Below are 26,548 nucleotides of genomic sequence, written 5' to 3'. Positions count from 1 at the left end.
TCTACAGAGGTTTGTAAAAATAATTTACTAAAAAACCTTGTGTAACATACATCTGAGGATCATATCTGTAATCTGTTGAGAATATAATAGGATCAGGAATAGGCATCATTAAATTTGTAAACGATACTCTTTTAGGATTGTTGGGCGACAAAATCATACTTCTGTCATCATTGATCTCTGTAGAGATTAAATGTGAAACTTTGTACTCAAAAGGAAGCAATGTATAAGCATTGATTTTGGAGTCATAATTGGAAAATTCAAAGCCATACCTCTGCGTAGGAGGGTCAAATGTATTACCGTTGAGTACTCCAATTTCTTTTAGAACATAAGATACATTATCTCCTAAATAGGTAAAAGTAGCTTTAGAATAATCTGTATAAACAAAAGAGCTTCCTCCTGCGTCTGCTCCGTCTCTCATATCAATAGAAGCAAGTTTTCCGGTTGTAGAGCTATACGTAAGATTATATAATGCTTTTCTTTTAGCTGAAACTACCCATGGCTGTGGAGGAGTTCCGGGAGCTTTTGTGTAAGTTGTTCTGTTTTCTGAAATCAATGTAAGCCTTCCCAAATTTCCATAAGTAAATTGCTGGGTATATGCCGTACTGTCTGTATCTAAAGTACCGTCTCCATCAGAATCCAGAAAACCATAATAAGTAATTTTGCTTATTTTATCACCGCTCCATTCGATATTGGTTACAGAGCCTTTTTCAGTTAATACTTTAGTTAAAAGCAGACCGCTGTACTGATATTCTGCAATAGTACCAACATCGGTAACTTCTCTGGATAAAGCTCTTGGACCGATAAGCCCCGTATTATCATTCAGATCCAAAAGCGGATCCCCTTCTTCATTTACCAAATCTTTACACGAGTGTATAGAAGACAAACCTGCTATTAGTATAACAAAATAGAAAAGTTTTTTCATTTCTAAATGGGATTATATAATTTTCTACAAATATAATTTTTTTTTGTATAAAAATTACCTTTTTACAGATATTATCACAAGAAATACAATAAAAAATAAATTACAAAGCTTTGTAAATATATTTCTGTGACTGTGACTGATCAGAAACCGGATAATTCTGAGAATCATACAGATAGTTGATCGTTCCAGGAATTGCTGGAGCTGGAGGTGTAACAATACTGAAATCTGTAAGGTTATTTGCCGATAAAGAATAAAAATTAAAAGGATGATATAAACTCCAAACAACAAAAAATTCTTTTGGTAACGTATTGTACGGATTTATTTTACTGTCATAACTACTATAATTATAGGTTGATGTGAACACTGTTGACATATCCGGAACTCCCGCAGAATTGGTCATTCCATTTTCCATAATCATTTTTGAAATATTGCTGCCAGTATATGTGATATTATAATTGAAAAAGAATGAGTAAGCATTTCCTGATTTTTTCTTTTCAACAATTTTTGTCATTTTGCCGGCTCCGTCATATGTATAGGTATATTCACTATCAAAATTAGGAACACCTCCTATCGTTCTATAACAGGTCGTGAAATTAATTTTCCCGCTAGCATCGTAAGTGATATTATATTCTTGCGACATATTATTTGCAGGCACGGAGCCATTAACTTCCTGATCAAACTTAACTTTCGTAATTTTCCCTGATGTGTAGGTAACTTTTCCTATTATATAAGAATTAGCCGCACTTGTTTCTTTAAAAATCGCTTTTTCAAGTATTGTCCCATTGGTTACATACTCCTGATTAATGATGTTGTTTGCAGTGATTTTATGTAAAATCCTCGGTCCTGTTATTGTTGTAGTACTTCCGCCTCCATTGGGACTGTTAGGATTATTCTTATTGTTGTTGATGGGATCTTCCGTCGTGTTATCGCAAGAAAATACAAATCCCATCGCAAGAATTGCAACAGCTTTAATGAAATAGTTTTTAATCATGGTTTTAATTTATTTTGGCACAAATATAATTATTTTTCAATTCCAAAGGATATAAATTGAAAATTTCGCACTAAAAAAACAACTCTACTAAACATTAATAAAACAAATAATGATCACTGCCCCAAAATAGATCGAAGCAATACATTTACTTCATCCACATTTTTCACTTTATCTTTTCGCATCATCAGTTGATTTCCTTCTTTTGCCACCTTCTCTTTGAGTTGAGCCTGAGCAGGATTTTGAGTGAGATACGAAATAATGTGACGAAATTTATCCGTCTGATAAAACTTATCCTGCGGATTTCCGGGAAAATAACCAAGGAAAATTCCGTTTTTCATAACAATTTTTTCAAAACCAATATCTGCCGCAAGCCATTTTAGCGAGACACTTTTCAGTAAATTAACTGCTTCTTTAGGAAGTTCTCCAAAGCGGTCTTTCAGTTCAGATTCAAACTTTTGCAGGTCTTTTTCGTTATCAATTTCAGCCAGTTTCTGGTAAAGCTGTAATCTTTCTTCGGTGCTTGATACGTAAGAATCTGTAAGCATCAACTCTAAATCAGTATCAATATTTACTTCCTTTACAGATTTGAATAATTTTTGCCGTTCTTCTTCATTTTCAAACAAATTTTCAAAATCTTTATCATCTTTAAGCTCTTCCAAAGCTTCCTGCATGAGCTTCTGATACGTTTCAAAACCCATTTCATTGATAAATCCGCTCTGTTCACCACCGAGTAAATCTCCGGCTCCACGAATTTCAAGATCTTTCATTGCAATCTGGAAACCACTTCCCAAATCCGAAAACTGCTCAATAGCTTCCAGTCTTTTCCTTGCATCAGAAGTCATCATATCAAATGGTGGTGTAATGAGATAGCAAAAAGCCTTTCTGTTGCTTCGTCCTACCCTTCCTCTCATCTGGTGAAGATCTGCCATTCCGAAACGCTGCGCATCATTGATGAAAATGGTATTCGCATTCGGAACGTCTACCCCACTTTCCACAATGGTGGTAGAAACCAGTACGTCATATTTGCCTTCCATAAAGTCCAGAACATTCTGTTCCAACTGCTTTCCGTCCATCTGACCGTGACCTGTAATTACTCTTGCGTCAGGTACCAACCTTTGAATAAGTCCTGCAATATCTTTTAGGTTTTCTACCCTGTTGTTGATAAAATAAACCTGTCCATCACGCTGTAATTCGTATGAAACCGCATCACGGATCAGTTCTTCATTAAAACCGACAATCTGGGTTTCTACAGGCTGTCTGTTGGGAGGCGGAGTTTTTATCACCGACAAATCTCTTGCAGCCATCAACGAAAACTGCAATGTTCTTGGGATCGGAGTTGCGGTCAGAGTAAGGGTATCTATATTGCTTTTCAGCGTTTTGAGTTTATCTTTTACGGCAACACCAAATTTATGCTCCTCATCAATAATCAGCAATCCTAAATCTTTGAATTTTACTTTCTCGGAAGTCAGCTGGTGCGTTCCGATTACAATATCTATTTTTCCGTTTTTTAAACCTTCAATCGTTTCACTCTTCTGTTTTGCGGTTCTGAAGCGGTTCATGTACGATATATTAACCGGAAAATCTTTTAATCTGTCTTTGAAACTTCTGTAATGCTGAAAAGCAAGAATGGTAGTCGGAACCAGAACCGCAACCTGCTTTCCGTCTGTTGCCGCTTTAAAAGCAGCACGGATCGCAACTTCAGTTTTACCAAAACCTACATCTCCACAAACCAAGCGATCCATCACTCCATCATCTTCCATATCATTTTTCACATCAATGGTTGCCTTTTCCTGATCGGGGGTATCTTCGTATACAAAACTTGCTTCCAGCTCATTTTGAAGATAAGAATCCGGGCTGAATGCAAAACCTTTTGCTGTTTTCCTTTCTGCATACAGTTTAATCAAATCAAAAGCAATCTGTTTTACTTTAGCTTTTGTTTTCTGTTTTAAAGATTTCCAGGCAGGAGATCCCAGCTTACTCAATACAACTTCTTTTCCGTCGGGACCGTTGTATTTCGAAATTTTATGCAAAGAATGAATGCTTACGTATAATAAATCTCCGTTTTTATAAGTCAGTTTAAAACATTCCTGAATTTTTCCATCATTATTCACCTTCACCAATCCCATAAATTTCCCAATTCCGTGGTCAATATGGGCAATATAATCTCCTATTTTTAAAGACATTAAATCTTTCAGCGTCAACTGTTCAGATTTGGCAAAAGCATTTTTCGCTTTGTATCTTTGATAGCGGTCAAAAATCTGGTGATCTGTGTATACTAGAATTTTATAATCCTGATCTACAAAGCCTTCATGAAGTTCAGATTTAAAACTTTTGAAAGAAACCTTATGTCCCAATTCTTCAAAAATAGATTCGAGTCTGTCTTTTTGCTTTTCTGATGAAAAGGAAATCCAGAGATCATACCCTTCTTCCTGCTTTTCAAGAAGATTTTCAATAAGCATTTCAAAATTTTTATGAAAAGAAGGCTGAGTAATCTGATTGAGTTTTACTTCAGAAGATTTCACAGCATCAATTCCGACACTGCTAAAATCTATGGTTTTGAACTTTTTGTAATCAAACAAGAATTCTTCATCAGAAATAAAAAGTTCCTGCGGTGCTCTGTGAGCAATATCTTTGTTTAGATTTTCATATTTTTCCAGCGATTTTTCATAAAATGTCTTAATTTTCTGAAGACCTACCACTGCATTTTTAGAAACTATGATCGTGTCCTCCGGAAGAATTTCAAGCAGCGAAACTTTCGTTCCCGAAACTGAAAAATTCATATTGGAAACCAGTTGAAAATCATTCACTTTATCTACCGAAAGCTGAGTTTCTATGTCGAAAGTTTTAATATTTTCAACTTCATTGCCGAAAAATGTGATTCTATAAGGCTTTTCGTTGGAATAAGAAAAAACATCTACAATTCCCCCACGAACAGAAAACTCACCCGGCTCAGATACAAAATCTGTCTGATGAAACTGATAATGGTTTAAAAGTTCATCCACAAAATCAAAATCAAGCTGATCGCCAACTTTAATATGATGCGAAATGGCTTTAAAGTCTTCTTTTTTAAGAACTTTTTCAGACAAAGCTCCCATAAACGCCACAATCATTTTCGGAGATTTATCAGAATTGATTTTATTAAGAACTTCGGTACGAAGAACCAGATTGGCATTCTGGGTTTTCTCTACCTGATAAGGCTCAAGATGAGTGGCAGGAAAATAAAGTACACTCTCATTGCCCAGCAAATCTTCCATTTCGGTATTGGCATACAACGCTTCCTCTTTTTCGTCAAGAAGAAAAAGCACGGTTTTATTTGTTGTAAGGAAAATTTCGGCTGCTATTACCGAAGGCGAAGAACCTGCACTTCCCCTTACCAAAAGATGTGAATGATTGTCCGTAGAATGCAGAATTTCTTTTCCAAATTCTTTTTTCAATAAATCCGGCAAAAATTTTTCGCTGATATTTTTTAACTGCATAAATAATCTGTAAAACGACAAAAACGATTTCGGGAGCTTTCCGAAACCGTACAAATGTCTCTACAAAGGTAAGTTTTGTTTTAAAGTAATCCCAACAATCCTTACAACAAGATGAATTTTAACATAAAATTTTATTTACCTTAAAATAAATCCAAAATATTCTAAAAAAAGTTAAATAAATAAATCAAAACCAAGCTTAGGCACAATGTTTGAAAATTGTTACTCCATAAACCAAAAAAATAAGTATTATGAAAAATGTATTAAAAATTTTAGGAGTATTTGTTCTCCTTTTTGCAGTAACGTCGATTACCTCGTGCAGAAGTGATGACGATCCCGCAGACAATGACTTTTTTGCAGGAACGTATAAAGGAAGTATTTCCTATACCGACGATCAGAACAATATCTCTACAGACAACGGAGAAGTATTCGTAACAAAAATTGCCAGCGGAACTAAGTACAACTTCAGGTTTTCAAACGGAATCCCTGATCTGAACGGTCTTGAGTTTGAAAAACAAGGAGACAACACTTTAGTTATGATTAATTCTAATGCTCTGGTATATGTAAGAATTGATAATAATGAACTAAAGATGCTTTACACTGCCGATGGTAAAACATGGAGAGCCAACTGTGCCAGATAATAAACTAAAAAATAAACTTAAGAAAATCCGCTTCTATTGAAACGGATTTTTTATTCTATGAAAAATTCGGATTTATTATTAGAAAAAAGAATTTTTATATTAAGTTTTTATTTAATTTTACTTTAACTAAAAATTCAAACTAATGAAAAAATTATTAACTGCCCTATCCTTTGTAATAGGATTGGGATTTGCTACAGCACAACAGACCGCACCAGCCGCTAAAACGTCTAAAGCTACTGTAACCAAGCAGGTAAAACCTTTGAAAGCAGCCGAAACGCCATCTGCAAAACCTCCGGTAAAGCTTAAAAAAGACGGAACTCCAGACAAAAGATACAAGGAAAATCAAAAGCTGAAAAAGGACGGAACGCCGGACAAAAGATATAAAGTGAATAAATAATTCCAATGCTGATTCAAACATCGAATCAGCATTTTTATTTAAGTAAATTTTGACTATCACATACAGTAAACGGAAATTTTCAATACTATTGAAAAAATAGCCACATAATAGTTTATTGAAAGTAAATTAGCGAATCATACCAAATTTTTCACTCTCATATCTTATCTTATTTATAAATTTGAACCATGTTAAATTTCCTAAAGAAACAGGCGGCACTAATCTGGGCAAAAAAAAGCGTAAGAAAAGCACAGGATTTCAAACTAAATGCAGAGAAACATCAGGAGCAACTGCTGCTCTCGCTTGTGAGGCATGCAGAAAAAACGCTTTTCGGAAGAACGCACGGCTTTGAAGAAATACACTCTGTACAGGATTTTCAAAATAAAGTTCCTGTCGCAGATTATGAAGCTCTGAAATCTTATATAGAAAAAGTGAAAAAGGGACAGCGAAATATCCTCTGGACAGATACTCCTGAATATTTTGCAAAAACTTCCGGTACTACTTCCGGTGCAAAATATATTCCGATCTCAAAAGAAGGAATGCCTTATCAGGTAAAAGGAGCTCAAAGTGCACTTTTTCATTATATCGCAAAAAAAAGTAATGCCGATTTTGTAGGCGGAAAAATGATTTTTTTACAGGGAAGCCCGGAACTGGAAGAAGTTTTCGGGATCAAAACCGGAAGACTTTCGGGCATTGTTGCCCATCACATTCCAAATTACCTCCAGAAAAACCGTTTGCCAAGCTGGGAAACCAACCTGATAGAAGACTGGGAAACCAAAGTAGATAAAATTGTGGAAGAAACCGAAAAAGAAAACATGACTCTGATTTCGGGAATTCCGCCATGGCTGATTATGTATTTTGAAAAACTGATTGAAAAGCACGGCAAAAAAATAAAACAGATCTTCCCCAATCTTCAGCTTATTGTTACAGGCGGTGTAAATTACGAACCTTACCGCGATAAAATGGAAGAACTTCTGGGCGGAAGTGTAGATATCGTTCAGACGTTTCCTGCCTCAGAAGGTTTTTTTGCATTTCAGGATGATTACACGAAAGAAGGATTGTTGCTCTTAACCAATCATGGAATTTTTTATGAATTTATTCCGCTGGAAGAATATGGCAAACCCAACGCCAGAAGACTGACATTGAAAGATGTTGAACTTAATAAAGATTATGCATTAATTCTTACAACCAATTCCGGACTTTGGGCATATTCCATCGGTGATGTGGTAAGATTTATTGAAAAACAACCGCACAGAATTCTGGTAAGCGGAAGAACGAAACATTTTACGTCAGCTTTTGGAGAACACGTCATTGCCTTTGAAGTGGAAGAAGCCATGAAAGCGGCATTGGAGAAGCATCCTGCACAGATTACTGAATTTCATCTTGCCCCTCAAGTCAACCCTGAAAAAGAATTACCTTATCATGAGTGGTTTATTGAATTTGAAAAAGAACCGCAAAACTTCGATTTATTCAGCAGCGAGCTTGACGATCAGCTCAGAAAAAGAAACTCATATTATGACGATCTCATTTCAGGGAACATTCTGCAGAAACTCAAAATTTCAAAACTCAGAAAAAATGCCTTCAATGAATATGCAAAATCTGAAGGAAAACTGGGCGGACAAAATAAGATTCCCAGACTGGCAAATGACAGAAAAATTGCAGATTTGCTGAAAGTTTATAAAATTTAGCTATATTTTCTTCAATACAAAAACATATATTCAAAAAAAATTATAAATTTGAAAAACTAAAAAATTATAATGAAAGCATCTGTACTTTTAAAATCATCTTTATTAACGTCGTTATTTGTGATATCATCATGCGCGACTACAAAATACAGCGAAGATGTTGCACAAAATAATTACTCTAATCTTGAAGCAGGAAAAATCTATGTAGTAACTCCAAGAGACGGTTCAAAAAAGCAAACGATTTTATTCCGAAATGTAGCAGGTGATAATATCATTGGCACAAAAGGCAAAAAAGACAGTACGGAAGTGGTAATTCCAAAAGCTAATATCGCATCTGTGAAAGACAGATCAAAAGCAAGAGTAACGACAGGCGCTGTTGTAATAGGTGCCGCTGCAGCCGCTGCAATTGTGATCAGCTCATCGCGCGCAGATTAAAATAGACTTTATCTCTCAATAGATATTTTATTTATCTTTAGAAAATAAAAAATACAGATAGCCTTGAATGAAGATTTAAGGCTATTTTTGCACCATGATTTCATCTTTACCGCTCAAAACACTACAAAATACAGAATTCAGAAATCTTCTTACCGGAAGATTTTTTATTGTTTTAGCATTCAGAATGTTGGCAACATTATTAGGATGGTGGGTTTATCAGCTTACAAAAGATCCGTTTTCAATTGGTTTGATAGGACTTTCTGAAGTAATTCCTGCTGTAAGCTGTGCTTTATATGCAGGTCATGTTATTGACATGAACGAAAAAAAGAAACTGCTGCTCATCTGTAACTACGCCTATGTATTTCTCATCAGTCTTTTACTCATCCCTGCTTTTCTGAATGTTAAACTTCACTTTTCCGGACATGAAATTACCTATTTTATTTACGCCGTAATTTTTCTTACCGGAATTGCAAGAGCGTTTATCGGTCCTATAGTACCTTCAATGATTCCTAAAATTGTAAAAAAAGTAAATCTTCCCAATGCAATTACATTAAATCAGGCAACATTTCTGATCTCATCTGTTTGCGGTCATGCAGCAGGCGGATTTTTAATTGAGTTTTATGGAATTAAATGGACGCTGGTTGCTGTAATTGGTTTCATGATTTTAGCTTCATTTTTCTTCTGGAAGCTTAAACCCCAGTTTTCTGAACACAAAAAAGACGAAATAAAAGTAATGGAAAGCATTAAAGAAGGAGTTTCCTATATTTTTAAAACAAAAGAAATTTTAGGAGCACTTTGTCTGGACATGTTTGCTGTACTTTTTGGCGGTGCGGTTGCCATGATTCCTGTTTTTGCTACTGATATATTAAAATCTGGAGCCAATGGTCTAGGATTACTGAATGCTGCATCAGATATTGGCTCAATGATTATTATTACAACGCTTTCTTTGGTGCCGCTAAGAAAAAATCAGGGCAAAATTTTACTGGCTGTTGTTGCCGGCTTTGGGTTATGTATTATAGGATTCGGATTATCGGAATATTACTGGCTTTCATTCATGTTTCTTGTTCTGAGCGGAATGCTGGACGGAATTTCAGTAGTGATCCGAGGCACCATTGTCCAGCTGAAAACTCCGGATCATATTCGGGGAAGAGTATTGAGTGCCAATTCTATTTTCATCATGTCTAGCAATGAGATGGGACAATTTGAAAGCGGTCTGGCTGCAAAACTTTTCGGAGTGGTAAGATCGGTTATTCTGGGAGGCAGTATGACGGTGCTTATTGCCGCAATTGTAGGAATTTCCAACTCAAGATTAAGAAAAATGCAATATTAGGAGTGATCTATCGTTAACAATACATGCAAAATAAAAAACTTACCATTAGATTGTTATTTTTTTTATATTTGTGCTTAAAAATTTTTCAAAATGAAAAAAGCTTTACTGATATTTTTAATGATTATTTCTCAGATGATTTCTGCACAATCTGACTGTCCTACAGCGATTACAGTTTGTGGAAACTCGGGAATATCCTATACCCCTTCCGGACCGGGTAATATCCTTGAAGATTTAGGAGGATGTCTGAGTGATGATGAAAATTATTCCGTATGGTATACTTTCACTATTAAAACCGGAGGAACACTCACTTTTACAATAAATCCTAATGTTTTTGATGATGATTATGACTTTGGAGTCTATGGTCCTAATAAAGCATGTAGCAATTTAGGAGCACCTATTCGCTGTAACTTTTCCGGTCTTGATGGGCCGACAGGACTTAACCTTACAACAGTACATCCAGCTGTAAATGGGCAATGGAGCGGTTTTATGAATGTTTTACCTGGTGAAACATATTATTTGGTAATTGATAATTATTCCAACAGTCCGAACGGGTTTTCACTTACATGGGGAGGTACAGCTACATTAGCATCACCATTTAATGATCCTACACTGATTACGAATCCTTTTATTGCTCCAGGCTTACCAAACGCAGACCCTACTCTTCCGAACGAAATTATTGTCTGCTCCAATCCTGCAACATTTGATTTTAGTTCTTTAACCAATGGAATCATCAATGGCAATACAAATTTTACCGTAAGCTATCATTATAACACCAATGATTTGCTGACCGGAGACAATCCTATCACAACTCCAATTACAGTAAATACGACAGACACTTATTATTACAGTATAACTTATACCGACCCTACCAATCCGAATAATCCTATCAACAAGTGCAAACAGACAGGTGAGTTTAAATTTAAAGACGGTACTATCGTTGCTACCGATGATACGCTTACAGAATGTAATAACAATAATACAGGACAGGCAGTGTTCAACCTTACGACAGCGAATGTAATCAATGATCCTACTTATGTTAAAAAGTATTATGCCTCAATGTATGATCTTAATAACAATATAGAAATAGCTAATCCTTATCAGTATACATCTGCTGGAGGTTCGGTTTTTGTATTGATAACTACTCCTTTTGGATGTTCAGATATTGCAGAGATCAAGCTACAGTTTTATCCTGTTATCACAGTAACGGAAGCAACGCTGCGAAGCTGCTTTATTGAATCGAACCCTTCAACAGGATCATTTAATCTGGAAACGGCATTAATCAATAATCCAACCGGAACTACTAAAAAGTATTTCCCATCTATGACAGATGCGGTAAATTCAACAAACGAAATTACCAACTTCACCAACTATGTTGCACCAACAGGAGTAGTATATATCAGAGTTACTGACGGGAACGGCTGCTTTACTGTTGCTAAAGTGAATTTAATTGTTTTCCCTCCGGTATATTCTACAGTTTTACAGGATAAAGTCATTTGTTTTGAAGACAAGACTACATTAGATGCAGGGCCGGGATTCAGCTCATACCTTTGGAGTACAGGTGCCACTACGCAGACAATTTCTAATGTAGGAGTAGGCACTTACTGGGTAAAACTTAAAACTGGAGACTGTACTTCTACACAGACTGTAAAAGTATATGCATCTGAACAGCCGGTAGTTTCTAACATTGATGTTTCAAATACCACTATTACCGTAAATACAACGGGCGGAACACCGGGATATATGTATTCTATTGATAATGTAAACTGGCAGGATTCTAACGTATTTACTGGCATAACAAGAGGCGATCACACTATCTATGTAAAAGATTCATACGATTGTGAGCCGATACAGGTAAACATTGTCGTTCCGAATCTGGTAAATGTCATTACACCAAACGGAGACGGAATAAATGATGTAATAGATTATTCCGCATTAGCAGGAAAAGAAAACCTTGTTCTTAGTATTTTTGACAGATATGGCGCAAAAGTTTATCAAGCTGATAAAACCAACGGTTACAAATGGAACGGAACTACCAACGGAAGCAAAAGGGTTTCTACCGGCAACTACTGGTATTCTGTCACATGGAATGAAAACAATAAAACCAAAACGCCAATCAAATATTCTGGCTGGCTAATGGTAAAAAACAGAGAATAAGAATTATTACCTTATAATAAAAGCCGCTTTTTGCGGCTTTTTGCATTTTTGATTGCAAATATTACATTCCACAAATAAATTTTTAAGTAAATTTGTTCTAAATATCATTTTAAAATGAAAAAAATATTACTTCTTTTTATTATAACATTATCGCAGTTCTTCTATTCGCAATCGGATTGTATTACGGCAATTCCGGTATGCGGTAACTCAGATATTTCCTTCACTCCTGGTGGTCCGGGAAATATTTTGGAGGACTTAGGAGGATGTTTAATTGACGATGAAAACTTTTCGGTATGGTATACTTTTACAGTACAAACCTCCGGAACATTAGCATTTACAATTGATGCAGTTAACAACAGTACCGATTATGACTTTGCAGTTTATGCACCAAACGCAACGTGTTCCGCATTGGGAACGCCTATCAGATGTAATTTTGCCGGAATTTCTCCCACAGGAAACACGGGTCTTGAACTTACACCAAGTGGTTCAGCTTATTTTGAACCTTATTTGGATGTTGTGGCTGGTCAAACTTATTATCTGGTAATTGATAACTATAGTAACGCAGCAAATAGTGGCTTTTCATTGTTATGGAGCGGTACCGCATCATTATCTTCGCCATTTTCAGATCCTGCTTTAACGCCAAACCCCTTTATTACGCCTGGAAATCCTGCACCAAACCCTGCAGATCCACAGGAGATCCTCAAATGCGCATTACCAATGCAGTTTGACTTCACTACCTTAAGCAGTGGTATTTTAAATGGCAATACAGCTTTTACAATCAGTTACCATGATAATGTTAATGATGCAATTACAGGTGACCAACCTATCACAACTACTACAATAAATGGAACCACCATCTATTACTTTAGAGTTGAATATAACGATCCTTCAAATCCAAACAATCCTATTAATGGATGTTATCAAACTGGTAAATTCAAATTCAAACAAGGAAATATCGTGGCTAAAGACGCCACACTTACCGCCTGTAACAACAATAATGCAGGTACTGGAACATTCAATCTTACTTTAGCAAGTGTATTTGATGATCCTACTGCCATAAAAAAATATTATCCCACTTTAGCAGATCTCAATGCCGGGACTAATGAGATAACTAATCCCATAGCTTACGTATCTGCTGCTGCTACAGTTTATGTAAAAGTAACTTCCGTAGAAGGATGTACAGACGACTCGACAATTACTCTGCAATTTTATCCTGTAGTGACTTTAACACCTGCTACAATAGAGTCTTGTTTTATTGAAAGCGCTATTACAACCGCAACTTTTGACCTTACTCAAGCGAATGTTACTACTTTGGCAGGAGCTACAAAGACATTCTTCAGAACTCAGGCTGATGCTTTGTCGGGAACCAATCAAATTACAAATCCTAACAATTTTATTTCAAACGCTACAACCGTTTATGTAAGAGTTACAAGTACAGATGCATGTTATGCCATTACAAGTATTGCCTTAAAAGTATTGCCTCCTGTAAAGTCTACTGTTTTAAAGGATAAAACAATCTGTATGGAAGACAGAACCACTTTAGACGCAGGCTCTGGTTTTGATAGTTATGAATGGAACACAGGAGCTACAACGCAAACTATTCAGGGTGTTGGCGTAGGTTCTTACTGGGTAAGATTACAAACTGGTAAATGTTTTACATATCAGCAAGTAAATATCTATCCTACACCTCAGCCCGTTATTGCAAGCGTTGATATTAAAAACAATACAATCACAGTCTATGCTTCGGGAGGAACTGCACCTTACGAATATTCTTTAAACGGAATCAACTGGCAGTCTTCAAATGTCTTTACTGACTTACCAAGAGGTGAAAACAAAATATTCGTAAAAGATACTTACGACTGTAATCCTATTCAGGTACAGCTTACAGTACCAAACCTTGTCAATGCAATTACTCCAAACGGAGACAATGTAAATGATGTGATAGATTATTCTGCTTTAGCTTATAAAAAGAATTTAGTATTCACAGTTTATAACAGATACGGAAATAAAGTTTATCAGGCAGATAAAGTGAGAAACTACAAATGGGACGGAACTTCCGGTGGTAAAAAACTAAGTACAGGTACGTATTGGTATACTATTACATGGAATGAAAATGATCCTAACAGTACTCCAACAAAATATGACGGTTGGGTTCTTATCAAAAACAGAGAATAACCTTATATCTTTCAATAAAAAACTATCACCTCATAATCGGGGTGATTTTTTTATCAACACTATTTTAGCTATTGTTTTAAGGCTATTTTAAAGTTATCAACATAGAAATATTAGTTACTCATTTCAGATTATTTTTTTGAAATAAACTATCTTTGCAGTATGGCGCAGAAAGAAACACTCTCTTCACTTACACAAGGTAATTTTGCTAGAGAATTGTCGATTGCAGACGGAAAAATGCCTCCCAATGCAGTAGATTTTGAAAGACTGGTAATAGGTACTTTTTTAATTGATAAAAAAGGGCTAGATTATTCTATTGATCTTCTTACACCTGAAGTTTTTTACGACCCAAGACATCAGGTGATCTTTTCTGCATTGCTAAAATTATACGAAGGCAACCATCCCGTTGATATCATGACGGTCATTCAGGAGCTTAAAAAAACTGATAAACTGAATGCAGCCGGAGGTGACCATTATATCATTGAGCTTACCATGGGCGTAAGTTCCTCAGCACATATTGAGTATCATGTAAGGGTAATTCTGGAAAAATATATTCTCAGAAGCTTAATCAACGTATCAGCAAATGTCATCGACTCGTCGTACAAAGAGTCAACAGATGTTTTTGAACTTTTAGACAAAGCCGAACAATCTTTCTTTGAAATCACCAACGGAACCATAAAAAAAGGATTTGATACTGCAAATTCTTTAGTAAAACAGGCTATTGAAACCATCAAATCTTTAAAAGACAAAGAAGGACTTTCCGGAGTTCCTTCCGGATTCAGAGATGTGGATAAAGAAACAGGAGGCTGGCAAAATTCTGACCTTATCATTATTGCAGCCCGTCCCGCAATGGGAAAAACAGCTTTCCTGCTGTCAATGGCAAGAAATATCGCTGTAGGTCACAAAATTCCAATGGCTCTTTTCTCTCTCGAAATGGCGTCCGTACAGCTGATTACCAGAATGATAGCCTCAGAAACAAGGATTTCGTCAGAAAAGCTCAGAAAAGGAACTTTAGATGATGAGGAATGGCAAAGACTGTTCTCAAACGTATCTGAATTAGAGAATGCTCCACTTTACATTGACGAAACACCATCGCTTTCTATATTTGATTTCAGAGCAAAATGCCGAAGACTGGTAATGCAGCACGGCGTAAGACTCATCATGGTAGATTACCTTCAGCTGATGACTGCAGGTGGCGGCGGAAAAGGCACCGGAAACCGAGAGCAGGAAATCTCTATGATTTCACGTTCCCTGAAAGCAATTGCCAAAGAGCTAAATGTCCCTGTAATTGCACTTTCTCAGCTGTCCCGTAGTGTGGAAACACGTCCTGGAAAAAGACCTCAGCTTTCTGATTTGAGAGAATCCGGAGCTATTGAGCAGGATGCAGATATTGTATCTTTTATTTTCAGACCAGAATATTATAAAATTGCGGTTTGGGACAATGACGAAGAGGGACAGGAGACTTCTACCGAAAATCAGGCAGAGCTCATCATTGCAAAACACAGAAATGGTGCAACAGCAGATGTAAGACTGTCTTTCCTGAAACATTTTGCAAAATTCGGAGATATTGAAGCAGCCTTTAACGGTTCAGATTTCTCTTCGCCATCGGCGTCAGGATCTGGTTTTGGAGAACCAAGCGGTTTTGACAAAATTAAAACAACCATTCAGCCCGGCGCAGCATTCGACCTTCCTGACAATTCTAAACTTTCAGGATCTTCTATGAATGATTTTGACGATGAAGATGATTTTCCATTTTAAGATCAAAGTAAAATTGATTTAACAATTTACCTGACCTAATCCTCAATCATTTTATGAGAATTGAAATTTACACTGACGGAGCGTGCAGCGGAAACCCCGGAAAAGGAGGATATGGAATCCTGATGAAAGTCCCCGAGAAAAATTACCAAAAAACATTCTCTAAAGGTTTCAGAAAAACAACCAATAACAGAATGGAGCTTTTAGCCGTAATTACTGCATTGGAAAAACTGAAATCTACTGAAAATGATATTCACATATTTACAGACAGCAAATATGTTTCAGATGCAGTCAATCAAAACTGGATTTCGGGATGGGTAAAAAGGGGCTGGAAAAATGTAAAAAATCCTGATTTATGGAAAAGGTTTATCCCTCTTTTTAATCTTCACAAACCTACATTACACTGGATAAAAGGTCATGCAGGTCATTTCGAAAATGAACTTTGTGACAAACTTGCCGTTACAGCGGCGGCTTCAGACCGTTTAGAGGTCGACCATTATTTTGAAAATCCAGACAGCAATCTCTTATTTTAAGATCCTGAAAGCAATTGCAGATTCAATAACCTTTTTATTGTTTAACACTATATTCATTGAGGAATAACTATTAATTTTAGCAAAATTAACATAACACATTCATTTATTAGTGGATAATTAATATCTTTACCCAACTAATTTTAAGTAAAAACTAATACATGAATAAAAATCTATTCTTTTATGTACCTTTTTTCATATTTTGTACATTAGGAAAGCTATTCTCACAAACTTATCAGCTTACAGGAAACCCGGTCAATACAACCGGATGGGACGTAGTTCCTTCTGCTTCTGTGAATACAGATTTCATTCAGCTCACAGCAGACCAGACTTCACAGGTTGGAGGTATTAAGCTTAATGCTCCCATCAATTTAAAATATTGCGACAAATGGCGCGTAGAATTTGATTTTAGAATCGACGGAAACGGAACCCCAGCTTATGGCAAAGGTGATGGTCTGGCTTTTTGGTATCTCGCCAATCCACCTGCATCATACACTTCCGGAGGCGGACTGGGAATTCCGGCTAATGCAACAGGACTGATGGTAGGCTTTGATATTTTCAACAATACTACCGAAGCTCAGATGAGTAAAGTTCACGTACTGTACGGCACCAATAATACTGCAGGCTCTAATATTGAATTCAACAACACACCGGGAAGCACTTACCATACTGCAGATCTTATTGCTACACAACCTTTTACAGGGGTAGCTTATAAACATGTTGAGGTGACTGGTGAAGTTAACCCCGCTAATGTCAACAACTGGATTATAAAAATAAAGATCGACAATAATCTGGTAGTAGATCAATCTTTTGCGCCTTCTGGTGCTGCCGTTGGAATGACACAGGGGTATTTTGGATTTTCTGCTTCTACAGGCGCAGCTAGTGCAAGACATTCAATAAAGAATGTAAAAGTTTTTACTGATAAAGTGACTATTTTACAGCCATCCGTTACACAACAGGTCTGCCCCAATCCGACAACAGGTTTGGGAGCTGTAAACCTTACTTCTCTTAATTCTCAGTTTGTTGCAAATCCTTCGGGATATACTTTTACTTATTCAGTTGGAGGAACTCCTGTTGCAAATCCTGCAAATTATCAGTTTAATGCCAATACAACGGTAAATGTAATTATCAAAGACAACTCTGCTTTGCTTTGTGACAACCCAGACGGAAACATTCAGCTTACTTTAGGGAACTTCAGCGCAACCAACAGAACTATCTCTGCGTGTAATAACAACGGCGCAACCACAGCGGTCTTCAATCTTACATCTGCCAATGTAACAGCTGTAACCGGAGTCACTAAAAAATACTTTAAAACTCTAGCTGATCTCAATGCTGGAATAAACGAAATAACCAATCCTACAGCTTATGTTTCAGCACCAGGTAAAGTATATGTAAAAGTAACCACTCCGGAAGGATGTACCGGAAATGCGGAAATTACTTTAGCCTTTTTCCCTCTTCCCGTTGTACAGGATGCTGCGCTGGAATCTTGTTTTATAGAAACCAATACTGCAACCGGATTATTCAATCTCACAACAGCAAATGTTACCAGTGACACAGGACTTACCAAGAAATTTTATACCTCCTTTGACAATGCTTTAAACGGAACCAATGAAATCGTCAATCCAATCGCATATATTTCTTCTAACTCAGAAGTTTTTGTAAAAGTAACTGCCATTAGTAACTGTTTTATCATTAAAAAAATTACATTAAAAGTTACGCCGCCAGTAAAATCAACTGTTTTAAAAGACAAAACAATATGCATTAATGAAAGAGCAACACTAGATGCCGGTCCTGGTTTTTCAGATTATCTTTGGAGTACGGGCGCAACGACACAATCAATACAAGGCGTTCCGGCAGGAACTTATTGGGTAAGACTAAAAACAGGAAACTGCTATACTATTCAGACTGCTGCCGTAAAAGTTGCCGTAAATCCTGTCATTTCCAGTATTGATATCAAAAACAATACAGCTACAGTGAATGTTTTGGGAGGTACAGCTCCTTATCAGTTTTCCATCAACGGATTCAATTGGCAGGATTCTAATATCTTCACAGATCTTCCTAGAGGCGAAAACAAGTTTTACGTAAAAGATTTCTATAATTGCACACCGTCTGAAGTACAGATTACCATTCCGAATCTTATCAACGTCATCACACCCAACGGAGACAATATAAATGATGTTATTGATTACACTGCATTAGCTTACAAAAAAAATCTTACCTTCACTGTGTATGACAGATATGGTAACATGAAGTATGAAGCAGGAAAATTGAGAAACTACAAATGGGAAGGTACTTCCGCTGGCAAAAAACTATCAACAGGAACTTACTGGTACACTATTACATGGGTAGAAAATGACAAAAATAATACTCCGACAACTTACAATGGATGGGTGCTATTGAAAAACAGAGAATAATTTTTTTTCATCATTATATTAAAATTGAAACCACTCTATTAAGGGTGGTTTTTATTTAAATTTGCTAATAGTAATTTTCAAAACGATTTTATTCATATTCAATTGCTAAATTTGTGTTATGAATTATTTGGAAGCCCTCAGCAGAAGATATTCTGTAAAAAAATTTAAACCTGATATAAAAGTTCCGGAAAGTACACTTTTAAATATTCTGGAATCGGGTAAACTCTCTGCAAGCTCACAGGGATTACAGCCTTACAAAATTTTTGTCATACAGAGCAATGATATGCTGCAGAAGCTTATTCCCGCATTTTATAATCCTTCCCAGATCACGACATGCTCACATCTTGTTGTGATTGTTTCAAAAAAAACAATTGAAGACCATTATATCAACGGATATTTTAATCATATTTCAGAAGTAAGAAATATTGCCCCGGAACAGCTTACATCATTTAAAAACAACATCAATCAGCATATTAATCAGCAAACTGAAAACGAACTTCTGAACTGGGCAGAAAAACAATCATACATTGTTCTGGCAAATCTTATGTACGCTGCGGCATTAGAAAACGTAGACACCTGTCCGATGGAAGGCTTCAGACAGGATGTTTTAGAAAAAATATTAGAAATTGATTCCAAAATAGAAAAAGTTACCGTTACACTGGCTTTAGGTTACCGTTCGGAAGAAGATCAGTTTCAGTACATGAAAAAAGTAAGAAAGCCAAACGAAAAATTGTTTAAATTTATCTAATAAAAGAATATCTGAAATCTCCCCTATGATAAAAGCAGATGTATTAGTGATTGGCTCCGGAATTTCCGGCTTGTCTTACGCTATTAAAATATCAGAGCAGCTCCCTGATGCAAAAATCATTATCGTAACAAAATCTGATGAAGACGAAAGCAATACAAAATATGCACAGGGCGGTCTTGCAGTTGTTACCGATTTTAAAAATGATAATTTCGAAAAGCATATTGACGATACCATGCGTGCCGGAGATGGCGAAAGCCAACGCAGCGTTGTTGAAATGGTAGTAAAAGAAGCACCTGCAAGGTTCAGAGAAATTGTAGAATGGGGAGCCAATTTTGATAAAAAAAACGGTGAATTTACCTTAGGAAGAGAAGGCGGACATACAGAAAACAGAATCGTACACCACAAAGACATCACAGGATTTGAAATAGAAAGAGCATTGCTTCAGACCGTAAAAAACAGTCCTAATCTTGAAATTTTAGACCATCATTACGTGATTGATATTATTACCCAGCATCATGTTCCCGGAAAAGAATTAAATGAGGATGAAATTCACTGCTACGGCGCCTATATTTTAGACGAAAACTCTAAAACCATCAAAAAAATCACGTCCAAAATCACCCTTGTAGCTACCGGAGGAGCAGGACACGTTTATAAAAACACCACTAACCCTACAATTGCCACCGGAGACGGAATTGCTTTTGTTGCACGCGCCAAAGGAAAAGTGACCAATATGCAGTATTACCAGTTTCATCCGACAGCTTTATACAGTAAAATTGACGGAATGCTGTTTTTAATATCGGAAGCAGTACGAGGTGACGGAGCTAAATTGCGAACTAAAAGAGGCGAAAAATTCATGCACAAATATGATGAGCGTGAAGAATTGGCATCCAGAGATATTGTCGCAAGAGCGATTGATGCCGAAATGAAGATTACCGGAGACGAATATGTTGGTCTGGACTGTCGTGAAATGAATCATGAAAAATTCCTGGAGCATTTTCCTAATATTTACAGGAAATGTAAAGATGAAGGGGTAGATCCTTTTACACAACTGATACCAGTAGTTCCGGCATGTCACTATCTGATGGGCGGGATTGAAATTGATAAAGACGGACAGTCTTCTATAAAAAACCTTTTCGCTGTAGGAGAATGTACTAATTCTGGTCTGCACGGAGCCAACAGACTTGCTTCCAATTCACTTTTGGAAGGTTTGGTTTTTGGTCATAACGCAGCCATTAAAACCGTAGAACTGCTAAAAGAAAATAATTTCAACTTTGATGATCTAAAAGCAGTTCCGGAATGGAACGAAGAAGGCATGAAAATCATTGATGAGATGGTGATTGTTTCCTATCTGAGAAAACAGCTTCAGGAAATGATGAGCGATCTTGTAGGAATTGTACGCAGTAACAGCAGATTGAAAATGGCATTGCAAAAACATACTGAGATTGCAGCTGCCGTTGATGAAATCTACCACTACTCTATTCTTTCACCACAACTTTCAGAATTGAGAAATCTTACGACCGTTGCTCATCTCATCATTACCCAATCCATGGAAATGACTCAAAATAGAGGGGCATTTTACAATAAGGATTTAATTTAAAATAATTGATTATTATTCAATATAATGAAAAGACCAAATTACGCTACAGATAAAGTTCTGAAACAATTCATCAAACGGGCTCTGGAAGAAGATATTCAGGATGGAGATCACTCCACTCTTTCTACTATCCCAAAAGATCTTGAGCAAAGTGCAAAACTTCTGGTAAAACAAAACTGTATTTTGGCAGGAGTTGAGCTTGCAGAAATCATATTTAAAACATTTGACAAAAATTTAAAAGTAGAAACATTCATCAAAGACGGAGAAACCGCCAATGTTGGAGATGTTGCTTTTATTGTTTCCGGAAGTGCAAGATCCATTCTTTCCACAGAAAGACTGGTTTTAAACTGCATGCAGAGAATGAGCGGAATAGCAACCTTGACTCACGATTGGGACTCCAGACTGATCGGCTCTAAAACCAAACTTTTAGACACCCGAAAAACTACACCTAATTTCAGGGTTTGTGAAAAATGGGCAGTAGCAATAGGAGGCGGAACCAACCACCGATACGGCTTGTACGATATGATCATGCTGAAAGACAACCATATTGATTATAATGGAAGCATCACCAATGCTGTGAAAATGGCGAAAGACTACATCAAAAAAAACAAGAAAAAACTTAAAATTGAGGTAGAAACAAGAAACATTGCAGAAGTTCAGGAAGCGATCAACGCAAAGGTTGACAGAATCATGCTTGATAATATGGATATCGCCACAATGACGGAAGCCGTAAAACTCATCAACGGATCTTGTGAAAGTGAAGCTTCTGGAGGAATCACCAGAGATCAGCTCAAAGATATCGCAGCAACAGGAGTTACTTTTATCTCTGCTGGCGCACTCACACACTCAGCAGAAAATATTGATTTAAGTTTAAAAGCAATCAAATAAAACATTATATTTTTATCAAAAACAAGCCCTAATTGTTAAATTATAAATAATATGATATTTTTCATGCTAAAATTGAATTAAATTATAAAATATTGAAAATCAATTATTTAAACATTATTAAGACTGATTAAAAATTAACATACAGTTAATAATAGTTAAATTTTATTTGCCGAATTTTGCAGAAAAATTAATTCTAACTATTACTTACGATTATGAAATTAATCAACAAATCAATGCTTACTGCGATAATTACATTATCCACAGCGAGCGTTTATTATGCACAACAAGTAAGAGATACTGCATCATCTTCCAAGGACATTGAAGAAGTTGTACTTACTGGTGTTGCCGATATTGCAAAAGACAGAAAAACTCCGGTTGCTGTTTCTACCATTAAAGCTGCACAAATTGTTGAAAGATTAGGAAATCAGGAATTCCCTGAAATATTAAACACTACACCATCAGTTTATGCTACAAAAGGCGGAGGTGGTTTTGGAGATTCTTCAATAAGAATCAGAGGATTTGGCAACGAGAATATCGCAGTAATGGTAAACGGTATGCCTGTAAATGATATGGAAAACGGGCAGGTATATTGGAGCAACTGGGCAGGTATTTCCGAAGTAACTTCTGCAATGCAGGTACAAAGAGGTTTGGGGGCTTCTAAATTAGCAATTCCTTCAGTAGGAGGAACAATTAATATCCTTACAAGATCTGCCGATATGCGCAGACAGGGTATGGTAAGTTTGGGACTAGCAAATGACGGATTCCTGAAAACATCCTTTTCATACAACACAGGTAAAAACGCAAAAGGTTGGTCTAGTTCATTTTTAATGAGTAGAACAGCTGGAGCAATGTATATAGACGGAAGTGATTTTGAAGCTTACAACTACTATTTCGCGTTAGGTTTTCAGCCAAATGAAAAACATGATTTTCAATTCACTTTTACAGGAGCACCTCAATGGCATAATCAAAATTTTTCCAGTACCATTGCAACATATCTGAAATTTGGAAACGGTGTTGATGATCCTAATAGAAGATACAATCCTAACTGGGGATATTTAACTGATGAAGACGGAACTGCACGTCAGTTCTCGACCAACAGAAACTTCTACTCAAAACCAATTGCTTCTTTTAACTGGGAATACAAAATGTCTGAAAAATCAAAACTATCCACAGTACTTTACGGATCTTGGGGTAGAGGTGGCGGAACTGGTATTCTTGGCTCTATTAACGGTAAAAACACAAACTTTGGCTCTTTACCAAGAACTGCTGATGGACTTATCAGATGGGATGATATCGCAAGATGGAATCAAGGAGGCAATGTTTCTGATTTTGGAAACAATAATACTTTCCCAGCAGGTCCTGGAATTGCAAGAAGCAACAATGGAATTGTAAGAAGAGCTCATATTAACTCTCACGACTGGTACGGAATTTTATCAAACTTCAACCATAAAATTAATCAAAACCTTAATTTCTCAGTTGGTGTAGATGCAAGATACTATTATGGTTATCACCCAGGAGTACTTACAGATTTACTAGGCAACACAGGCTATCAGGAAAGACAAGATTTAAACAGACCGGCTGGTTTTATTGCTAATCTTACGCAATCTGTATCTCCATCTGCAAACCCTTTTGCTAAAGCTATAAAAGATAAAACTCAGATTGTGAGCAGAAATTATGACGGTCGTGTATTATACTATGGTGCCTTTGGTCAGATAGAATATTCAAATGATAAATTGTCTGTATTTTTACAAGGTGCTGCCTCCAATCAGTCATTCCAAAGAATTGATAACTGGATCGTAGATGGTATCACAAGACAGCCAAACACTCCACAAGGTCAGATAGTAAACAGAAAAACTCCATTCAAAGACCTTTTAGGATACAACATTAAAGGAGGACTCAATTACAACATCAATTCTCAGCATAATGTTTTTGGAAATGTGGGTTACTACTCAAGACAGCCTTTCTTCAGCGGAGTTTACCCTAGCAACAGACAGGTTCTTAATCCAAATTTAACTAATGAGAAAATTTTTGGTGCTGAATTAGGTTACGGGTTTCGTTCTAGTGATTTCAGAGCTAATGTTAACTTATTCAGAACATCTTGGGCAGACAGATTTCAAAGAAGAACAGGCCTTACTGTTACTGATGTAAATAACGTATCAATTCCGAACGCTTACGCTGAAATTTCAGGAATTACTCAGGTTCACTATGGTGCAGAACTAGAAATGTTCTACAACTTAGGAAAATATGTTGAATTTGAAGGTATGTTCTCATGGGGAGATTATAAATATGAAGGCAATGCTGAAGGATCAGTTTTTGATGATAACAACCAGCCAATTGCAGTGCAAGGAGGAACAAATACTGTAACTTTAGCTCTTGACAAGGCAAAAGTTGGAGACGCACCGCAATTAACTGCTTCTTTAGGAGCTGTGGTAAAACCCGTAAAAGGATTAAGAGTTTTTGCTAACTGGAGATTTGTAGGCAACTTGTATTCAAACATCAACGTAAATGATTTTATGGTAAACATGACTACAGGTGAGCTTCCTGAAGCTGCTCAAAAAGGAACTTTGAGACTGCCGGATTACAACCTTATGGATGCTGGTGTTAACTATACATTCAGCTTCAAAAACAGAAATGCACTAACTATAGGTGCTAACATCTACAATGTTTTAGACACAGTATATATATCTGAAGGTAGAACAAGTATTTATAATAATGCTACCAACACAACCAACTATAAAGGTATTGATGTTAGAAACCAAGTTTACTTCGGTTTCGGAAGAACATGGTCTGCAAATCTTACCTACAAGTTCTAATAAATTAACTTTTATTACATACCAAATCCCGGCTTTATCGCTGGGATTTTTTTATATTTGCATCTAATAAAAATATACATTATGGATTTCAACATCATGCTTCAGGCACACCGTGGTTTTGCTTATTTAATCTTACTTGCCACTACAGTTTTTGTCGTAGCACTTTTGGCAGCCATGTTCGGATATTCCGGGAAAATTTCAAAGCTTTTGAGAAAGTCTACGCTTTTTACAATGATTTTCTTTCATACTCAGGCTTTGATAGGTCTGGTAATGCTTTTTTTCTTTTCACCCGGTTTCAAAGCTGCGAAAGAAGCAGGAATATTGATGAAAGATGCTGTTGCCAGAAATACCTATGTTGAGCATCCTACTGCAATGATCATTGCTGCTGTATTATTAACGATTGTCAACAAAAAGTTTAAAACAAATGACAGGCTCAATATGAGTTGGGTTATCATGGCGTTGATAGCTGTAGCATTAATGCTTTGGGCTTTCCAGTGGGGCAGATTATTCGGATAAAAAATCTTTTGCCAGATTTGATTTTCAGGCAAGCAATATAATTTAATCTTAAATTTTTAATTACAAAATGAAAGTAGCTGTAGTGGGCTCTACCGGAATGGTGGGTCAGGTTATGCTTAAAGTTCTTGAAGAGAGAAACTTCCCTATCACAGAATTAATTCCGGTAGCATCGGAAAAATCTATTGGTAAAAAGGTGAAGTATAAACAGGATGATTTTACCATCGTAAGCATGAACGACGCTATAGCTGCCAAACCTGAAATCGCTATATTTTCGGCAGGAGGCGGAACCTCTCTGGAGTTTGCTCCTCTTTTCGCTGAAGCAGGAACTACGGTTATCGACAATTCTTCTGCATGGAGAATGGATCCTACTAAAAAACTGGTAGTTCCGGAAATCAATGCAGATGTTCTTACTAAAGAAGATAAGATTATCGCCAATCCGAACTGTTCCACGATTCAACTGGTGATGGTTTTAGGACCGCTGAATAAAAAATATGACCTAAAAAGAGTTATCGTTTCCACTTACCAGTCTGTTACTGGCACAGGTAAAGCCGCTGTAGACCAGCTAAATTCCGAAATTTCAGGAGACAGCACTGCAGAAAAAGTATATCCTTATCAAATCTTCAAAAATGCTTTACCACACTGCGATGTTTTTGCAGAGGATGATTACACCAAAGAGGAAATTAAGCTGATGAAAGAGCCTAAAAAGATTCTGGGCGATGATACCTTTAATTTAACAGCAACAGCCGTAAGAGTTCCTGTTCAGGGAGGACATTCTGAAAGTGTAAACATTGAATTTGAAAATGAATTTGATCTGGATGAAGTAAGAAAAATTTTATCTGAAACTCCGGGAGTCATTGTAATGGATAACGTAAAAAACAACGAATATCCGATGCCTTTATATTCTGAAGGAAAAGATGAAGTTTTTGTAGGAAGAATCCGAAGAGATCTTTCACAACCAAAAACACTCAATCTGTGGATTGTGGCAGACAATCTGCGGAAAGGCGCAGCAACCAACGCTGTACAGATTGCAGAATACTTAGTGGCAAATAACTTAGTATAAACTAACAAAAAAGAAAAAGAGTCTCAAACGAGA

At 36.5% G+C, this 26,548-nt stretch carries 19 protein-coding genes; 16 read left to right on the top strand and 3 right to left on the bottom strand.

The window, feature by feature from the left end; all coding sequences use genetic code 11:
• Window position 1 precedes the first annotated feature (1 nt).
• The 3 genes from AC0NBN_RS12385 to mfd form a co-directional block, all read right to left on the bottom strand.
• Entirely contained in the window at window positions 2–922 is a 921-nt protein-coding gene (locus AC0NBN_RS12385) for a hypothetical protein (protein WP_143885534.1), read from the bottom strand.
• A 100-nt stretch (window positions 923–1,022) separates the two neighbouring features.
• Window positions 1,023–1,913 carry a hypothetical protein gene (locus AC0NBN_RS12380; protein ID WP_160813349.1) on the bottom strand — a complete coding sequence of 297 codons (891 nt, stop codon included), beginning with the start codon at window positions 1,911–1,913 and terminating at the stop codon, window positions 1,023–1,025.
• A 113-nt stretch (window positions 1,914–2,026) separates the two neighbouring features.
• Window positions 2,027–5,389, bottom strand: coding sequence for a transcription-repair coupling factor (gene mfd / locus AC0NBN_RS12375; RefSeq protein ID WP_160813348.1), 3,363 nt, complete (start codon window positions 5,387–5,389; stop codon window positions 2,027–2,029).
• A 248-nt stretch (window positions 5,390–5,637) separates the two neighbouring features.
• Between mfd and AC0NBN_RS12370 the strand changes: the two genes are divergently transcribed.
• The 16 genes from AC0NBN_RS12370 (at window position 5,638) to AC0NBN_RS12295 (ending at window position 26,515) form a co-directional block, all read left to right on the top strand.
• Complete coding sequence (locus AC0NBN_RS12370) at window positions 5,638–6,027, top strand: hypothetical protein (RefSeq protein WP_160813347.1); 390 nt, start codon at window positions 5,638–5,640, stop codon at window positions 6,025–6,027.
• A gap of 142 nt (window positions 6,028–6,169) precedes the next feature.
• The gene (locus AC0NBN_RS12365) at window positions 6,170–6,424 is read left to right on the top strand and encodes a hypothetical protein (protein WP_160813346.1); all 255 of its coding nucleotides are present in this window, start codon (window positions 6,170–6,172) and stop codon (window positions 6,422–6,424) included.
• Between the two features lie 185 nt (window positions 6,425–6,609).
• On the top strand, window positions 6,610–8,109 hold the full coding sequence (locus AC0NBN_RS12360; RefSeq protein ID WP_160813345.1) for a GH3 auxin-responsive promoter family protein: 1,500 nt from the start codon (window positions 6,610–6,612) through the stop codon (window positions 8,107–8,109).
• A 69-nt stretch (window positions 8,110–8,178) separates the two neighbouring features.
• Window positions 8,179–8,541: a hypothetical protein gene (locus AC0NBN_RS12355; protein ID WP_143885528.1), complete on the top strand. Its 363-nt coding sequence runs from the start codon at window positions 8,179–8,181 to the stop codon at window positions 8,539–8,541.
• Between the two features lie 94 nt (window positions 8,542–8,635).
• The gene (locus AC0NBN_RS12350) at window positions 8,636–9,871 is read left to right on the top strand and encodes an MFS transporter (protein WP_474468494.1); all 1,236 of its coding nucleotides are present in this window, start codon (window positions 8,636–8,638) and stop codon (window positions 9,869–9,871) included.
• Between the two features lie 90 nt (window positions 9,872–9,961).
• Entirely contained in the window at window positions 9,962–12,025 is a 2,064-nt protein-coding gene (locus AC0NBN_RS12345) for a T9SS type B sorting domain-containing protein (protein WP_160813344.1), read from the top strand.
• A gap of 114 nt (window positions 12,026–12,139) precedes the next feature.
• Window positions 12,140–14,200 carry a T9SS type B sorting domain-containing protein gene (locus AC0NBN_RS12340; RefSeq protein ID WP_160813343.1) on the top strand — a complete coding sequence of 687 codons (2,061 nt, stop codon included), beginning with the start codon at window positions 12,140–12,142 and terminating at the stop codon, window positions 14,198–14,200.
• A gap of 159 nt (window positions 14,201–14,359) precedes the next feature.
• Window positions 14,360–15,955 (top strand): replicative DNA helicase, encoded by a 1,596-nt coding sequence (gene dnaB / locus AC0NBN_RS12335; protein ID WP_143885524.1) that lies wholly within the window; start codon window positions 14,360–14,362, stop codon window positions 15,953–15,955.
• Between the two features lie 53 nt (window positions 15,956–16,008).
• Complete coding sequence (gene rnhA, locus AC0NBN_RS12330) at window positions 16,009–16,485, top strand: ribonuclease HI (protein ID WP_143885523.1); 477 nt, start codon at window positions 16,009–16,011, stop codon at window positions 16,483–16,485.
• A gap of 158 nt (window positions 16,486–16,643) precedes the next feature.
• The gene (locus tag AC0NBN_RS12325) at window positions 16,644–18,896 is read left to right on the top strand and encodes a T9SS type B sorting domain-containing protein (protein WP_160813342.1); all 2,253 of its coding nucleotides are present in this window, start codon (window positions 16,644–16,646) and stop codon (window positions 18,894–18,896) included.
• Between the two features lie 118 nt (window positions 18,897–19,014).
• On the top strand, window positions 19,015–19,644 hold the full coding sequence (locus tag AC0NBN_RS12320; RefSeq protein ID WP_160813341.1) for an NAD(P)H-dependent oxidoreductase: 630 nt from the start codon (window positions 19,015–19,017) through the stop codon (window positions 19,642–19,644).
• A gap of 25 nt (window positions 19,645–19,669) precedes the next feature.
• Window positions 19,670–21,241 carry an L-aspartate oxidase gene (gene nadB / locus AC0NBN_RS12315; protein WP_160813340.1) on the top strand — a complete coding sequence of 524 codons (1,572 nt, stop codon included), beginning with the start codon at window positions 19,670–19,672 and terminating at the stop codon, window positions 21,239–21,241.
• Window positions 21,242–21,265: 24 nt separating this feature from the next.
• Window positions 21,266–22,126, top strand: coding sequence for a carboxylating nicotinate-nucleotide diphosphorylase (nadC, locus tag AC0NBN_RS12310; RefSeq protein ID WP_160813339.1), 861 nt, complete (start codon window positions 21,266–21,268; stop codon window positions 22,124–22,126).
• A 212-nt stretch (window positions 22,127–22,338) separates the two neighbouring features.
• Window positions 22,339–24,939, top strand: a complete 2,601-nt coding sequence (locus AC0NBN_RS12305) for a TonB-dependent receptor plug domain-containing protein (RefSeq protein WP_160813338.1) — start codon at window positions 22,339–22,341, stop codon at window positions 24,937–24,939.
• An 81-nt stretch (window positions 24,940–25,020) separates the two neighbouring features.
• Window positions 25,021–25,455 carry a hypothetical protein gene (locus AC0NBN_RS12300; RefSeq protein ID WP_144281499.1) on the top strand — a complete coding sequence of 145 codons (435 nt, stop codon included), beginning with the start codon at window positions 25,021–25,023 and terminating at the stop codon, window positions 25,453–25,455.
• A gap of 67 nt (window positions 25,456–25,522) precedes the next feature.
• A complete protein-coding gene (locus AC0NBN_RS12295; protein WP_160813337.1) occupies window positions 25,523–26,515 on the top strand; it encodes an aspartate-semialdehyde dehydrogenase in 993 nt (330 codons plus the stop codon).
• Window positions 26,516–26,548 lie beyond the last annotated feature (33 nt).

Source organism: Chryseobacterium sp. L12, assembly GCF_056133985.1.
Note: the sequence above shows the minus strand (reverse complement) of the source record. Positions and strands in the feature narration are given on the sequence as shown.

Excerpts from the sequence above, each read along its gene's own strand:
- AC0NBN_RS12385 (WP_143885534.1), bottom strand. The coding sequence starts at position 922 with ATGAAAAAACTTTTCTATTTTGTTATACTAATAGCAGGTTTGTCTTCT.
- AC0NBN_RS12380 (WP_160813349.1), bottom strand. The coding sequence starts at position 1,913 with ATGATTAAAAACTATTTCATTAAAGCTGTTGCAATTCTTGCGATGGGA.
- mfd (WP_160813348.1), bottom strand. The coding sequence starts at position 5,389 with ATGCAGTTAAAAAATATCAGCGAAAAATTTTTGCCGGATTTATTGAAA.
- AC0NBN_RS12370 (WP_160813347.1), top strand. The coding sequence starts at position 5,638 with ATGAAAAATGTATTAAAAATTTTAGGAGTATTTGTTCTCCTTTTTGCA.
- AC0NBN_RS12365 (WP_160813346.1), top strand. The coding sequence starts at position 6,170 with ATGAAAAAATTATTAACTGCCCTATCCTTTGTAATAGGATTGGGATTT.
- AC0NBN_RS12360 (WP_160813345.1), top strand. The coding sequence starts at position 6,610 with ATGTTAAATTTCCTAAAGAAACAGGCGGCACTAATCTGGGCAAAAAAA.
- AC0NBN_RS12355 (WP_143885528.1), top strand. The coding sequence starts at position 8,179 with ATGAAAGCATCTGTACTTTTAAAATCATCTTTATTAACGTCGTTATTT.
- AC0NBN_RS12350 (WP_474468494.1), top strand. The coding sequence starts at position 8,636 with ATGATTTCATCTTTACCGCTCAAAACACTACAAAATACAGAATTCAGA.
- AC0NBN_RS12345 (WP_160813344.1), top strand. The coding sequence starts at position 9,962 with ATGAAAAAAGCTTTACTGATATTTTTAATGATTATTTCTCAGATGATT.
- AC0NBN_RS12340 (WP_160813343.1), top strand. The coding sequence starts at position 12,140 with ATGAAAAAAATATTACTTCTTTTTATTATAACATTATCGCAGTTCTTC.
- dnaB (WP_143885524.1), top strand. The coding sequence starts at position 14,360 with ATGGCGCAGAAAGAAACACTCTCTTCACTTACACAAGGTAATTTTGCT.
- rnhA (WP_143885523.1), top strand. The coding sequence starts at position 16,009 with ATGAGAATTGAAATTTACACTGACGGAGCGTGCAGCGGAAACCCCGGA.
- AC0NBN_RS12325 (WP_160813342.1), top strand. The coding sequence starts at position 16,644 with ATGAATAAAAATCTATTCTTTTATGTACCTTTTTTCATATTTTGTACA.
- AC0NBN_RS12320 (WP_160813341.1), top strand. The coding sequence starts at position 19,015 with ATGAATTATTTGGAAGCCCTCAGCAGAAGATATTCTGTAAAAAAATTT.
- nadB (WP_160813340.1), top strand. The coding sequence starts at position 19,670 with ATGATAAAAGCAGATGTATTAGTGATTGGCTCCGGAATTTCCGGCTTG.
- nadC (WP_160813339.1), top strand. The coding sequence starts at position 21,266 with ATGAAAAGACCAAATTACGCTACAGATAAAGTTCTGAAACAATTCATC.
- AC0NBN_RS12305 (WP_160813338.1), top strand. The coding sequence starts at position 22,339 with ATGAAATTAATCAACAAATCAATGCTTACTGCGATAATTACATTATCC.
- AC0NBN_RS12300 (WP_144281499.1), top strand. The coding sequence starts at position 25,021 with ATGGATTTCAACATCATGCTTCAGGCACACCGTGGTTTTGCTTATTTA.
- AC0NBN_RS12295 (WP_160813337.1), top strand. The coding sequence starts at position 25,523 with ATGAAAGTAGCTGTAGTGGGCTCTACCGGAATGGTGGGTCAGGTTATG.